The organism is Nitrososphaerota archaeon (assembly GCA_016872055.1).
Lineage (GTDB): Archaea > Thermoproteota > Nitrososphaeria > Nitrososphaerales > Nitrosopumilaceae > Nitrosotenuis.
Genome location: VHBH01000002.1, coordinates 35,135 through 49,328 on the forward strand (window position 1 = coordinate 35,135; position 14,194 = coordinate 49,328).

The following is a 14,194-nucleotide window of genomic DNA, read 5'->3' on the forward strand; positions in this document are numbered from 1 at the left end:
GTATAACAATACGGTTTTGAACAAAGAAGCAATCCTCTATGAGAGGCTGCCTGACAATAGAGTCAGATGTACTGCATGTGCCAGATACTGCGAAATCAAGGACGGACAAATTGGCCTGTGTGGGGTTCGCGGAAACGAGGGCGGCAAGCTCGACCTATATGTATATGGTAAAGTAATCACGGGAAATGTCGATCCAATAGAGAAAAAACCTGTTATTCACTACATGCCTGGAACTAGGATCTTTTCAATAGCCACTACTGGCTGCAACTGGCTTTGCAAGTATTGCCAAAATTATGATATCTCACAACAAAGAAAAATCGAGGGACAGGACTTTACGCCAAATCAGGTAGTACAGATGGCGCTGGATAATAATTCACAGGGAATTGCATACACGTACAATCAACCATCAATTTTCATGGAGTTTGCGCGTGATTGTGGAGTTGAAGCGCACAAAAAGGGACTCTTCAACATTTTTGTCTCTAATGGATATGACACGCCGGAATCAGTTACGATGATGAATGAATTTCTAGATTGTATCACAGTTGATTTTAAGGGAAGTGCAGAACCCGAGTTTACACGAAAGTACATTGGTGTTCCTGACCCAAAACCAATCTTTGATACTTTGATAGAAATTCGTGACAAGACAAAAATTCATGTAGAGATTACCGATTTGATAGTGCCACAAGTTGGCGATAGCCTGGAACATGCAAAAAAACTCTGCAAGTTTCTCTATGATAATTTCGGCCCGGAAATGCCGATTCATTTTCTGAGATTCCATCCAGATTACAAAATGATGGAATTTCCGCCAACGCCGATACAAACACTGGAAAAACACTATGATGTTGCAAAAAAGGAAGGACTAGAATACGTATATCTGGGAAATGTTCCAGGCCACAAATATGAGCACACCTACTGTCCTGGATGTAATGGTGTGGTAGTAGGCAGATACGGATTTGACATTGTATCATGGAATCTGGATGAATCCAACAAATGCAAAACTTGTGGCCACAAAATCCCAATCACAGGCCAGCTGGACAAAAATTACAAAAAAAGCAGATTCCAGTTTGTAGTCTAGAAAGCTATTGCGCGAACAGGAGAGCCTGTGGCGTTTTTTAGGTTCAGCGGCAAAGCTACTAAATTGAAGTTTCTGTTTAGTTTGGCCAAATTGCAGAGATTTTCCAAAACCAGAACATCATTCTTTAGCAAAACATGGTGAGCTACAAATTTTGTATTATTTCCTGTATCAATGCTTGGCGAATCGATCCCTACCAGATTAACTCTTTTTGATACCAGGTATTTTGCGGCAGATTCGGAAATTCCCGGATTTGAAAAGAAATCCTTTCTGGATGGATTGTCGTTCCATCCGGTGGCAAAAATTATTGTAGCCCCACTTGGAATCTTACCGTGCTTTTTTTCAAATGACACAATGTCGGACTTGGTTATGGAATAGTTTGGCTTTGATTTTATCCTAATCAGAATGGCGTTTTGCAAAAATCGGGACGGATCCAGCTCGTGAATTTTTTTGCCCGACTTTACAAAATGGTATGGAGCATCTATATGGGTGCCTGTGTGGGTGCTAAGGAAAATCAACTCTAAATTGTAATCTTCTTGCTCAAGTGAATTCCATTCTATGAAATGTGGAGCGGGAGATCCGGGAAAGGTAGGAATTTTTTCTGATACAGGCAATGTCAGATCGTGTACTTTCACGAAAATTGTATGGTTGTGCTTTTATTTTTGGATGATCAAAGATGTTAAATAGATCTCGCCCAAACTACATTCTACATTGCCTATTTCATTCATTTTGTTAAACTCGGATTTGGGTTCGGACCAGGAAATAATCACAAAGCTCAAGGAGATTCTGGCAGTAGAAAAAGACCTAAAGTACGAGGTTCAGGGCGTATATGGAATCTATGATATTGTAGTCAAAATCGAGGCTGCAAATGCCGATCTGCTGCGCAATATTATCACAAGCAAGATTCGCAAAATAGACAAGGTCCAGTCCACTCTTACCATGATGGTAATAGAAGAACAAGAACGATTATAGTCTTTTTAGCAGATCTACTAGTTTTAGCATATCTAACTCTGTGTTGAAAAAGTGCGGCGAGGCACGCACGATCTTTTTCTCTGATATTTCCCGTACAGACAGGACAATTCCATTTCGCTCTAAATGTTGTACAATTTCCTGTGGAGATTTAGTTCCAATGGTAAATGAAACAATGCTTGTTCGCCTATACTGATCTTCTGGGCCGTACAACGTAACATCTGGTATCTTTACCAACTCTTCCCGTAGGAGATTGGCCAGACCGATTACTCTCTCTCGAATGTTTGCAATTCCTAGGCCTGACAAAAATGAAATTGAATTTTGCAACCCGACAATTGCCACAAAGTTTCTAAATCCTCCCTGGAACTTGTCTGGAATGTCCTTGTAAGCCAGCTTGGAATCATTGTATGTCATTGCAGATTCTCCACCTAAATTGACTGGCTCTAGAGTAGAAGCAGCTTCCCTTTTACAGATGAATATTCCAATTCCCATTGGGCCGCAGAGCCACTTGTAGCCATTAAAGGCTGCATAGTCTGCGCCGGTCTTTGCAAAATCAAACTCTGTACACCCTACTGTCTGGGCCGCATCCAAAAAGAATGGGATTCCTCGCTCATTGAGAATTTTTCCAATCTCTGGTATTGACAGAATTGCTCCCGTATTGTAAAGGCCATGGCTTAATGCTACCAATTTGGTGTTCCGGTCTAATCTTTTTTCGAGCTCTGATATTTCGAAAAACCCGTTGGAATCATGTGGAATTGATCGAAGCTCGATTTTGCTTGCCAGTCTCAGCCACGGATAATAATTTGCATGATGCTCGTGTGTTGTTCCTCGAATTACAACATTGGAGTCTTTGGCAAAAGACATACCATTTGCAACATTGTTGACTCCTTCTGTGACGCTAGATGTGAGAATTACCTCTTCTTGTCTACAGTTTACCAGCTTGGATATGGTCTGTCGCAACTCGTTTGATTTTATTGATAATAATGAGGCAAAGTCAAGCGAGTCTGGGCCCAACTCGTTGTATCGTAGAGTAAAGTCTGTCATGGTCTTTATGGTGGATAGCGGAATCAGGGATAATGAGGCATTGTTTAGATAAATGCGGGAAGACCTCACAAAAGAATTATCGATCAATTCCTTGTCTAAATTCATTATTATATCACAGAAAAGACTAATCTCTGTTGCATAAAAACCAACGATCCGTCAGTGCAGAAAAAATTTCCGAGCTTGTGTTTGATCAAAACCTCTCTTCCATAACATTTGATGATGCCATAACGAAGACATATTTTTTTCATAAGCTAGGACTAGTAACAGATGTTCCAGTGATCTATGTCGACTTTGATTTGCTGTATAGTGGATATCTGGCTGCAAATATTTTACCGCAAAACCAAAACATCGAATTGTACGCACCAAAGGATGATTGGCGCGACATTTTTGCGCAGCTCACCGATAAAATTTCCACAAAAAAACATCTAGTACTAATTGACTCACTAAATGGATTCTTTGCCACATTGTCTGGGAACAAGGATTCTGGAAGAATAATCAACAGTATTCTTGTGTTGTTGGCTAGCGCTGCACAAAAAGCAGACTCGGCTGTTTTATTTGGAAGCACCGCCAAACTCAAAGAGGATGGATGGGTCTTGCCGGGAATTGGAAGAAAAATTGTGCAAATCCAGAAAATGAATTTTCTTGCTTTGCAACAAAAAAATGAAACACTGAATCTTGTATCATTGAATTCTGACAATTCTGTGAAATTAGTAATACCAATTTCAGATCTTGATTTGGTGTGATTGCGATCAAAAATTATAACAGCGTTAAAATTTCTCTAACGCCGTTATAATTCGAACTTTTTAGGGAAATTATATTAAGATCCAAAAGGTAGGAATTTTGATTAAAATGCCAGTAGCAATTTTACCAGACATTGGTGAACAGATGTGCATTGGATGCGCACTATGCGTTGAAATCTGCACAACACTGGGACCAGATGTACTAAGAGTAAAACCAGTCGAAGGCTGGAAAAGAGGTAAGGCATTTGTCTTTTACCCAGAAAGATGCATCTCCGACGGAGCATGCATTGGCGTTTGCCCAACAAAGGCAATCTTCTGGATGAGACCAATGGACTTCACAGTAGGTCAACCAGTTCCTCTATACAAAAACTCAGTCTTCGTTAAGGGCTGGACTGAACTTATCGATTAAGCTCAGTCATCATAATTTCTTTTTACTATCATTTCCTAGTGTGTACTGTACATGAAATCGGTAACAGAATCTTGCGTTGTACAATATCCAAAGGACGTTGTCTTTGATTTTCTGTCCAACTTTGAGAACATGCCCAAATGGAGCACCCAGTTTGTCAAAAGCATCAAAATAGAAAATGGTAAGAAAAAGGCAATAACTCCACTTGGGGAAGTCTATATCCGAATAGACTCTGACAAAAAATCTGGAATAATCGATATTTTTGCAGGACCGATAGAAAGCCAGATGAATCCTGCATTTATGAGAGTAATTTTCTTTTCAGAAAAATCATGTGGCGTGACATTTACTTTTTTCCAGTGGCCTGATACCACTGATCAGATGTGGAAAATGTTTTGTGACTGGTTAAAAATTGAAGTAGAAAATATCAAAAAATTATTTTCCTAGGCCACTGCCGGAAACTTTGCCTTTACCTTAACCCTTGCTGCGGTATCTACTAGATCTTGTTGTGTTATCTTGATTTCCTTGACTGACTTTGTTTGGCCTCCAACATGTCTTCGCAATGCAGCAATTGCAGCTCTGTTACATACAGCAGCTAGCTCTGCTCCGGAATAATTATCGGTTAGTTCGACTATTTTTCCAAGGTCAACATTGGCCTCCAATGGTTTTTTCTTTGTGTGGATTTGCAAGATATGTAATCTACCCTTTGCGCCTGGTTTTGGCACTTCTATAATTCTGTCAAATCTTCCTGGTCGAAGCAGTGCCTCATCTACGATATCGAGCCTATTTGTGGCACCAACGATTAGCACATCATTTAGCTCCTCTAGACCATCGATTTCAGTTAGGATCTGAGACACCACATTTTCTGATACATGCGAAGAATCGCCACCACTACGTCTAGGAACCAGAGCATCTATCTCATCAAAGAAAATGATGCATGGGGCTGCCTGCCTTGCCTTTCGGAAAATCTCCCTGACTCCTTTTTCGGATTCTCCTACCCATTTTGATAGTAGCTCAGGTCCTTTGACTGAAATAAAGTTGGATTCTGTCATTTTTGCCAGCGCCTTTGCGATCAGAGTTTTTCCTGTTCCTGGAGGGCCGTACAAGAGAATTCCCTTTGGCGTGGCTACGTCAACATATTCGAATGCCTCCTTGTGCTTTAGTGGCCACTCTACTGCTTCTTTTAGTTCTTCTTTGAGTGAATCTAATCCTCCCACATCATCCCAAGTTACATTTGGAATCTGTACTAAGACTTCGCGCAACGCGGATGGCCTTACTTCCTTTAGCGCTTCCTTGAAATCGTCTTCGTTGATTTTTATTTTCTGCAAAATTTCTGTAGAGATCTTTTCCTGTTGTAGATCGATGTCTGGTAGAATTCTTCGCAGAGAACGCATTGCAGCTTCTTTGGCTAGTGATTCTAGGTCAGCTCCTACAAATCCGTGACTGACTCGGGCAAACTGTTTTAGATCAATTTTTTCATCCACTGGCATTCCCCTAGTGTGGACTTGCAAAATCTCCAGTCGTCCCGCTTCATCTGGAATTCCAATTTCGATTTCCCTATCAAATCTTCCAGGTCTTCTCAGTGCAGGATCAATTGAATCTGGCCTGTTTGTTGCGGCAATCACTATTACTTTGCCTCGGGCTTTCATTCCATCCATCAATGTTAGAAGCTGGGACACGATTCTTTTTTCCACTTCGCCAGTTACTTCGTCCCGTTTTGGAGCAATGGAATCAATTTCGTCAATGAATACAATGCTTGGAGTATTTTCTTCTGCCTGCTTGAAGATCTCTCTGAGTCGTTCCTCGGACTCTCCATAGTATTTACCCATTATTTCTGGGCCAGAAATCGATGTAAAGTGCGAGTTTGTCTCGCCTGCGACTGCCTTAGCAAGAAGAGTTTTTCCTGTTCCTGGAGGACCATACAGAAGCACGCCTTTTGGTGCCTCTATTCCAAGTTTTTCGAATAGTTCTGGGTGACGCATTGGAAGCTCCACCATTTCACGTATCTTTTGGACCTCTTTTCTGAGTCCGCCTAAATCGTCATAGGTAATCCTTGGAATGGAATTGTCCACGGCCTTTGTCATTGAGCCTAATTTGAACACGGTCTTTGGGATAACAATTACAGGTTTTTGGGGGGTCGTGGCTGTAACAATTAATTGGGTTTTTCCTCCCAAAGACGTGTTCACTATAATGGTGTCACCTGTGGTAAAGACATGGCCCTCATACAATGTGGACATGTATTCCTGAAGTCCTTCAACAGAGATTTTCTCAATTGGTGATAATGTGATTTGTGTGGCTTCTGCTGAATCTACAATTTTTAATGTAGCCTTTTCCCCAATTCCTGCGCCAATGTTGTGTCTTGTCAGGCCGTCAATGTGTATTATACCGGAACCATAGTCTTCTGACGGGCCTGGCCAAACCTTAACATGGGATTTTTTGTTTGCAGTAATTTCTATTATCTCCCCTGTTTGCCACTTGTTGTCCTTGACAATTTTTGGATCGATTACTCCGAGGCCCTTTCCAACATGGCGCTGCGCCGTCTCTTCAATTTTTAATATAATTTCGCTCATTTTATCACCATAAAAAATGGAGGATTAGTTTACCTCCACGGTTTTGCCTATCGGTTTGTCCTCGCCTTTTAGCTTGAACTGCACTTCCAGAATTCCGTTTGTGTATGTAGCCTTTACGGAATCTGCATCAACCTTTCTTTTGATTGGGACTCTGCCATGGTACTTTTTGTCGCCATGCTCTGCGTCTACATTTACAACATTTCCTTCGACTACTACCTTGATGTCTTTTTTCTCAACCCCGGGCATTTCTGCGACTAGCTTGAGCATTCCTTCTTTTTCATCTACGATAGTGTCGATGAGTGGCTCTCTGGATTCTGCGGTTGGAAGCAAACCAGGTCTCACATTACCGTATTCCTGTATCTGCGGCTTACCGTCTGGGCCAACGGTCATGGAATAACCGTAATAGAATGGTCCGTATGTCTTGCCGTCTTGTACCTTGACATTCTCAAAGATGTCGTCAAAACCCATGAAGGATCTTGACATTCTCTTGAAGATTTTGTCAATTTCATCATCAAATGACATTTGTCATAACACCTGTATACATGTAATAATCATGACATTATATAATGATTTGGGTATTTTGTATGGTTAATGACATAAGGCTCTTATATATGACATCACATGATGTATTATGCGAACAAGTAACCTTTCTGTTCCAGAAGCCGTACGTGAAATCATCACCAAGAATAGATCCATCTATGACTGCATGAAGATGGATGTGATAAATTACACGGCACTTGCCGTAAAGATTCAGACCGACGTGGAGCGGCAGCTTGGTAATCCCGTTAATCTCAATACTATAGTGGTTGCAATCAAAAGATATGCGGATTCGTTTTTGGAAAAAGAAGAGATCAAGACAGAGTCTGTTCTCAAAAATGCCAGACTGTCCCTGACTGATGGAATATTGGACATCAAATTTTCAACCAATGACATGGGCAAAAAAGAGACCGCGTCACTATTGGATAAGTTCGAGCAGTATGATTCCGATTATGAGTTTTTCAGAATGGCTGACTCGACATTTCGTGTCTTGACTGAAGATCTGGCTGACATTAGGAGAATGTTCGAGTCGTTTCCGTCCGCCAAGAACTTTTTCAGCACAGGCCTAGCTAAAATCGAGATTCGCATACCCCAAGAACAAAACAGGTCCGATGTTGTGTCCTATGTGGCTGAAATCCTGCACAATAATGGCATAGAATTGCAAAACGCGTTTTTCTCTCAAGACAATATCATATTGGTATTGCGAGAAGAAGACGCATCAAAAGCATACGAGGTACTACGAGCAGAAATCTCTAGATAACTAGATCCCAGAAGTCTCGGCCTTGGAGATCTCCAAGTATACCTTGTCGCCAACAGACAGTGATAATTCCTTGTATTCTCTCATGTCTAACTTCATGCTAGTCATGTTTCCCGGCATACCCAATCCTCCACCGCCAAGCATCTTGTTTAGCGATTTCATCATGTCGTCCATGTTTGTAAAGCCCATTACACCAGGGCCTCCGCCATAAGGAGACTGGGGAAATCCCTGGCTTTCCTTGAAATCCTTGGTTGCCTGCAATGACACTATTACATATGGTGCGCCGTCTGGTGAGGCGTCAATTCGTACCACGACATATTCCTTCTTCATATGATTTTTGTGCGTGTTTTTGCGATATTTTACTTTACCTGCTGATCGAGCTATACCATAATACCCAGCCCTTTATCAAAATAGCAAAATATCGTATTTTGATTTGGTAATCAAATGTTATATCGGCTTATTTTGGAGTAATTAGGTGACGCACAAAAGAATACTTGTCATTGGCGGGGGATTCGCCGGAGTAGAGTGCACTGAAAAGCTGGAATCGTACTTTAAGAGAGATCCTGAGGTGCAAATAGACCTGGTCTCAGAAGACAATTTCCTGCTCTTTACGCCTATGCTTCCACAGGTTGCGTCTGGTATGATAGAAACAAGGCACATTGTAATTCCAATCAGAACCATAATCAAAAAGGCCATATTCCATGAGGGCAAGGTCAAAAACATAGACCCGTATGGAAAACGAGTAACACTTTATGGCACAAACGAAAAAAGAGGAACCTCACTTGAATATGATTATTTGATAGTGGCACTTGGAAGCCAGACCAACTTCTTTGGCAACCAAACTGTAGAGAATCATGCTTATACAATGAAGACGCTAAACGACGCCGTAGTTCTTCGAAATAGAATAATAGACATGTTAGAGCAGGCCGACAATGAAAAAGATCCAATCCTAAAACAATCACTTTTGACATTTGTCGTAGTGGGCGCTGGATTTGCAGGAATAGAGACAGCGGGAGAGATACACGACTTTTTGCTTGATGCAAAAAAATATTATCCGAATATCAAAGAATCTGACATCAAGGTAATAGTATTGGAGGCACTACCAATTGTACTACCTGGATTTTCTGAAAAACTTGCGTCATTTACAAAAGATAAGCTAATCCAGAGGGGAATTGATATCAAGCTAAACACACAGGTTGTGACATTTGACGGTTCTGAGGTAATAATCAAAGACGCAGTGGATCCGACCATGACACAGGTAAAAGAGCCTACAATGGATGCCATAGAAACTAAGACGTTAATCTGGACTGCAGGCGTAACGCCGGTTGATACTATCAAAAATTCCATGTTCAAAACAGACCGTGGCAAAATCATCGTAAATGAAAATCTCGAGGTACCAAACTTTCCAGGAGTGTATGTGGTTGGCGATTGTAGCTTGGCAATTGATCCTAGAACAGGCAAGCCTTATCCACCGACTGCGCAAAACGCGGAGGGTCAGGCAAAGACTGCAGCGTACAATATTTTTGCAGATATGCATGGAAAGCCCAAGAAGAAAATTGACTTTGTATCAAAAGGACAAATGGCGATCATTGGAAAAAGAACCGCAATTGCGTCGCTTTCTGGGGTGAACATTCATGGATTTTTGGCCTGGATTCTTTGGAGGGCTGTATATGTCAGAAAGATACCCAAAATAAACAAAAGGCTCAGAATCTTGCTTGACTGGACTGCAGATCTGCTCTTTGATAGGGATATCTCCAGACTAAAGATAATCCGCAAGGACCAACCAATTGACTACAAGGAATTAGACGAAGTAGACGATGTTTGGTAGTTAACTTCCGTACAATTTCTTAAAATCGCATTTTGTGCAATACAATTCCTTTCTGTCGACACCTGAATTGTCTATGATATCTCGAATTTCCAGATGTATGCCGCACTTGGGACAGAATATGAAAGGCATGAGGCGTGTAAATCAGGCCATGTTATTATTTTGTATGATGATTTTCAATACTCCAGTATATTTGATTACATCTAAACGCTTATGATGCTAATGCTAAAAAATGAGTTAATGGGAATAATGAATACTCTGCGCAAATTCTGCGTCATGAAAAGCGTTAGAGACAAAGCAAAAGAAGAATCCGAAGACGTAAAAAAAGACTAAATTTTTAAAAATTTTCTAGTCGTATTTGGGAGAATGTTTTAGACCTTCAGCAAGTATACAGCTGATTATCTCTGAAAAACCCACATGCTCATTTTTTTTAAGAATTCTCTCTACCTTTAATTTGCGTAGCTTGGTTTCATTTTTTCATCTACACTATTATGACTCGACGTATTGCCACAGTTGTGCAAGCTGGTTTTAGTTGAAAACTAGAATAACGATGATAATCCGCACATTACTAAAAAGGGAAAAATTTTTGAAAAGAATTTTAACCGCTAAGAAAGATTGCTACCCAAATATCTGATAAGTATTTCGTAAAATAATCCACAGAATCATCGATAGCGACTTTTTACTTTTTGCTCGTGTTCTTCTCTTGCGTGATGCAGCCTGTCCTTTTCATGAATGAATTCCTTTCCACAGCCAGTGCACTTGGTTATGTGCCGATGGTGTATCTTTCTTGCATGGGAAATCAGGTCTGAGTAGCTTGGAAGCTTTTCCTTACAATCCTCACAAGTGTTGTTGTTTCGATTGAAGAACTTCAATTTGCTGTAATACGGTATCATACTATAAAAGAAATTCCAACCCTGATCGCTAATTCTATGACCTAAGGAAAAACCTCTACATCTCGCTTAAAATTTGGAAGGTTGCATGTGCACTCTATTGAACAATACTTGGAATCTGGTGGCAAACTTGCCAGTGAGCCTCCGCATATCTTGCATATTTGTTACTATGTGAGTATCACAACTCTTTTCTAATAATTGATTATGCTTTTGAAATGAACAAACACAATTTCGTGAGTAATTCATACTGAATAAGTCATTATTTGGGGTTCCAAAGAACCCAGCAAAGAACTCACAAAGACCAAAACAAAAAAAGACATGGAAGAAGATATGGTGCAGCCGCAAAAATATCAATTCGTCCCTAGATGGTCAGATAAGAAAATTAATCATTATACAATTCAAAAAACATTGAAGATCCGCAAGGCCAAAAAATCTGATAAGGCCCAAATTCTGTCGTTTTGCCAGCACACGTTTCGCTGGGGCGATTATATTGATAGGGTCTGGGACAAGTGGCTTGCAGAAAAAAATCTGCTTACAATAGAGCAAAACGGCAAGGCAATCGGAATCTGCAATGCAGGAATCTCTCAAAATCAGGTCTGGATTGAGGGAATCCGCATCAATCCTGACTTTAGAAGAAAAGGACACGCTAGCAAGCTGGTAATCACTGCAGAAAAACTGGCTAGAAGGAAAAAGATTGGAATCTCTCGCATGATTATAGCTTACAATAACAAGCGTTCCCTTTCCATGGCAAAAAAGCTTGGATATCACATAGAGGATAAGTGGTGGCTGTACAACCTTTCTCCAAGAAGACAAAAAACAACTGCAAGGATCGCTATTAGCCCAAAAGACCTCGACTCGCTGATCCAGTCCAGTACCTTTTCGGAATCATGGAACTGGTTCTCACTTGACAAAAAAGTTCTGACCAAGATAGTCAGTCAAGGCCGTGTCATTGTGTATTATAAAAACAAAAAGCCTCAAGCAATGGGAATATGGAACAAGACATCCAAGCTAGACAAAAACGTAATTCAGCTTGGCTACCTTAGCGGAACCATGCTTGGAATCCGGCAAATCATTCACTTTATGCAAAACAAGGGATTTGAGGAAAAAAAGGATCGAATCCAGCTCCTAATACAGAATAAAATCAAGCCAAAGATACCGGGGTTGGACAAAAGGATGCTTTTCTATCTTATAAAAAAGGAACTGTAAGATTAGCCTAAATTAATACTGGAGAGATGTGTCAGGAATATCTTTACTTGTTTGCTATTACTAGCAGTGAAATTGCTTGGTGTAGTGGATGAACAAATGTGATCGTGCGCTTTTCCTTTACCATACTATGATATGGTGAAAGTATGAATAAACATGTGCACAATATGTCTCTAAGTTGTGGTCGGTCTAAATGTCCTATTTTGGAATTCCTTCACATGCATCCATGAACCATTTTGGCAAATCGTTTCTCTGATAGTATATCATGCGTTCTGCCTTGGTATCTAGGACATAGGTCATTGCGCTATCCTTTACATGCCGGATGCTTCTACCTGCCATTTGCAGTAATCGAAATGCAGATTTTAGATAATATCTTCGATGGTCTGCCTCGGAATCATAGATCTTTTTCATTCGAAGATCGTCAACGGTTGGATAGTAAGGGGCTTTAACGATAATCTGGAACCTGCTGTCGTCGTCTGGGAGATTAACACCGGATTCCAAGCCAGGCGAAATCAGAACAGAGTTTAGCGTGCCACGGTGAACGTCGATTGCCTCTGCCTTATCCTGACCGCGTTCTAGTGGCAACAATCTTGGTTTTAGCTCAGGCGATATCTTTTCCATGATATAATCAAGCTGTGAATAGCTGGTAAGTAGTATGATCCCACGTTGGGTCGGCCTAATCTTGAGAATTGCTTCTATTTGTGAAATAATCTTTCCAGGCAGTACATTTTCCGATGTTGCCTCGACATATTCTGTTTTCAAGAATACTACTTTGCGATTTTCTACTGGAATGTTGGAGTCTTCGTTTATGAAATATACCTCATCCTTTTTGAATCCCGTCTCTTTGCAGAATAATTCCAGATTTATGGTAGCTGACATGTACAAGGATAGATCAAAGCCTGAGCTCATCTCTTCCATAAACCAGTGAAGGTGCCACGGTTTTATTGTGACCTCATCAAAGTTTCTCCCCTGTTTATCATCTTGCGACTTTGACTGAATGTCAGTAATGATGTAATTTTGGTCAGCTGATTCTAGGCCCTTTTGCAGGATTTTCATTTTTGTGGTATAGTTTTTGAGGTCATTTAGGACAAAATGGTTGATGTGCTTGTGGTCAAACTTACAATCAACGTGAACCTTACACTTTAGGAATTCCTTGGTCTTGATGTAATCTCGGATTTTGTTACAGTCAGAACAGCTAAATTGCAGCTTGATTCCATGTTTGATACATCTGACATGCTTTTTGATGTGTTCCTCAGATTGTAAAAATAATGAATGTTCTGCGCACTGCTTTAAGACGGATTCTCGCTTTTTGAAGGCCTCTGAAAATGAATTGACGTATTGCTTTATTGTGCCAAGATCGGAGTTGACTGAAAATTTGGGCATTTCCACACCAAGCAGCTCACCGTAGAATCCTGACAGATTTGTTGCGAGCTGGTTTGCAAGCTCCTCATCCAGTTCATGTGCCTCATCACACACTAAGAGCTTCCTTTGCGGCATTTCCTCGCCAGACAACAAGTGCGAAAGGTACGATGCGTAGGAATAGGCAACAAAGCTTGCCTTTTTGCCAATCTCAATTTGGTCATAGTACGGGCACTTTCTGGGTGTATCTTGGCCTATGATTTTCTCCGCTATAGTGCCTTTTTTGACAATACTGTATGATTCTGATTCTGGCTTGAAAGAGCAGTCATTGCAATAACCGTGGGTACAGTCAAAGACGCGGTTTGTCTGCTCGCAGAGAAATCTTCTCTTTCCTCGGACTGTATTGAAAAAGCTAAACTCGTTTCTATACTGGTCCTGGAGCAGTACCGTTGATGTCAATATGGTTGCTGATCTAAAGTATAGAGATAGCGCAATTGCAATCCAACTCTTGCCTGTTCCAGTAGGGGCTGATAAGAGAATTCTCTTGTAGCCAGATTCTATTGCATGTTGGATCTTTTTGATTACTTCATATTGTTTGGGGGTTGGCTCTTTTCCGGCAAACTGTCCAACTAATTCCAGTGCCTCGACCAGAGAAATGGGCTCTCGGGGGTTTTTGAGGTTGATTTCTGGATAGCTTGAGCGCATTCTGCGTCCTAAGGCGTCAAATTGCAACATCTAACCCCTAGATGTAGTGGATATAATTGTAGAATCAGAATGAATCTGAGCTAGCCTTTGGTTAGTGGTGATTCGATCATACCATTGATT

The 14,194-nt window shown here is 40.8% G+C and carries 15 protein-coding genes; 8 read left to right on the plus strand and 7 right to left on the minus strand.

The genetic code is table 11. From position 1 onward, the window contains the following. Nucleotides 1-16: 16 nt before the first annotated feature. Nucleotides 17-1,075, plus strand: coding sequence for an AmmeMemoRadiSam system radical SAM enzyme (amrS, locus tag FJ354_02325; protein ID MBM3905504.1), 1,059 nt, complete (start codon nucleotides 17-19; stop codon nucleotides 1,073-1,075). Here amrS and FJ354_02330 read toward each other — a convergent pair. Then, complete coding sequence (locus FJ354_02330; protein MBM3905505.1) at nucleotides 1,072-1,707, minus strand: cyclase family protein; 636 nt, start codon at nucleotides 1,705-1,707, stop codon at nucleotides 1,072-1,074. The genes amrS and FJ354_02330 overlap by 4 nt on opposite strands. 76 nt (nucleotides 1,708-1,783) lie before the next feature. On the opposite strand from FJ354_02330, the gene FJ354_02335 reads away from it, so the two are divergent. Then, a complete protein-coding gene (locus FJ354_02335; protein ID MBM3905506.1) occupies nucleotides 1,784-2,044 on the plus strand; it encodes an Lrp/AsnC family transcriptional regulator in 261 nt (86 codons plus the stop codon). On the opposite strand, the gene FJ354_02340 is transcribed toward FJ354_02335, so the two are convergent. Further along, nucleotides 2,039-3,190: an aminotransferase class V-fold PLP-dependent enzyme gene (locus FJ354_02340; GenBank protein ID MBM3905507.1), complete on the minus strand. Its 1,152-nt coding sequence runs from the start codon at nucleotides 3,188-3,190 to the stop codon at nucleotides 2,039-2,041. The two genes, FJ354_02335 and FJ354_02340, sit on opposite strands and share 6 nt — an antisense overlap. A gap of 29 nt (nucleotides 3,191-3,219) precedes the next feature. Here FJ354_02340 and FJ354_02345 point away from each other — a divergent pair, with 29 nt between their 5' ends. The 3 genes from FJ354_02345 to FJ354_02355 all read left to right on the plus strand — a co-directional run bounded on the left by FJ354_02345 (nucleotide 3,220) and on the right by FJ354_02355 (nucleotide 4,675). After that, the gene (locus FJ354_02345; protein MBM3905508.1) at nucleotides 3,220-3,828 is read left to right on the plus strand and encodes a hypothetical protein; all 609 of its coding nucleotides are present in this window, start codon (nucleotides 3,220-3,222) and stop codon (nucleotides 3,826-3,828) included. A gap of 106 nt (nucleotides 3,829-3,934) precedes the next feature. Beyond that, entirely contained in the window at nucleotides 3,935-4,234 is a 300-nt protein-coding gene (locus FJ354_02350) for a 4Fe-4S dicluster domain-containing protein (protein MBM3905509.1), read from the plus strand. A 51-nt stretch (nucleotides 4,235-4,285) separates the two neighbouring features. Next, nucleotides 4,286-4,675, plus strand: a complete 390-nt coding sequence (locus tag FJ354_02355; GenBank protein ID MBM3905510.1) for an SRPBCC family protein — start codon at nucleotides 4,286-4,288, stop codon at nucleotides 4,673-4,675. Here FJ354_02355 and FJ354_02360 read toward each other — a convergent pair. Next, a complete protein-coding gene (locus tag FJ354_02360; protein ID MBM3905511.1) occupies nucleotides 4,672-6,798 on the minus strand; it encodes a CDC48 family AAA ATPase in 2,127 nt (708 codons plus the stop codon). The genes FJ354_02355 and FJ354_02360 overlap by 4 nt on opposite strands. 24 nt (nucleotides 6,799-6,822) lie before the next feature. Beyond that, nucleotides 6,823-7,320 (minus strand): Hsp20/alpha crystallin family protein, encoded by a 498-nt coding sequence (locus FJ354_02365; protein MBM3905512.1) that lies wholly within the window; start codon nucleotides 7,318-7,320, stop codon nucleotides 6,823-6,825. A 109-nt stretch (nucleotides 7,321-7,429) separates the two neighbouring features. Here FJ354_02365 and FJ354_02370 point away from each other — a divergent pair, with 109 nt between their 5' ends. Next, nucleotides 7,430-8,095, plus strand: a complete 666-nt coding sequence (locus FJ354_02370; GenBank protein MBM3905513.1) for an ACT domain-containing protein — start codon at nucleotides 7,430-7,432, stop codon at nucleotides 8,093-8,095. Here FJ354_02370 and FJ354_02375 read toward each other — a convergent pair whose 3' ends face one another. Further along, complete coding sequence (locus FJ354_02375; GenBank protein ID MBM3905514.1) at nucleotides 8,096-8,422, minus strand: hypothetical protein; 327 nt, start codon at nucleotides 8,420-8,422, stop codon at nucleotides 8,096-8,098. It lies immediately after the preceding gene. Nucleotides 8,423-8,567: 145 nt separating this feature from the next. Here FJ354_02375 and FJ354_02380 point away from each other — a divergent pair, with 145 nt between their 5' ends. Then, nucleotides 8,568-9,920, plus strand: a complete 1,353-nt coding sequence (locus FJ354_02380) for an NAD(P)/FAD-dependent oxidoreductase (protein MBM3905515.1) — start codon at nucleotides 8,568-8,570, stop codon at nucleotides 9,918-9,920. 659 nt (nucleotides 9,921-10,579) lie between these two features. Here FJ354_02380 and FJ354_02385 read toward each other — a convergent pair. Further along, nucleotides 10,580-10,789, minus strand: a complete 210-nt coding sequence (locus tag FJ354_02385) for a hypothetical protein (protein MBM3905516.1) — start codon at nucleotides 10,787-10,789, stop codon at nucleotides 10,580-10,582. 336 nt (nucleotides 10,790-11,125) lie between these two features. Between FJ354_02385 and FJ354_02390 the strand changes: the two genes are divergently transcribed. Continuing rightward, complete coding sequence (locus FJ354_02390; GenBank protein ID MBM3905517.1) at nucleotides 11,126-12,013, plus strand: GNAT family N-acetyltransferase; 888 nt, start codon at nucleotides 11,126-11,128, stop codon at nucleotides 12,011-12,013. 195 nt (nucleotides 12,014-12,208) lie between these two features. On the opposite strand, the gene FJ354_02395 is transcribed toward FJ354_02390, so the two are convergent. Next, nucleotides 12,209-14,104: a hypothetical protein gene (locus FJ354_02395; GenBank protein MBM3905518.1), complete on the minus strand. Its 1,896-nt coding sequence runs from the start codon at nucleotides 14,102-14,104 to the stop codon at nucleotides 12,209-12,211. Between the last annotated feature and the right edge of the window lie 90 nt (nucleotides 14,105-14,194).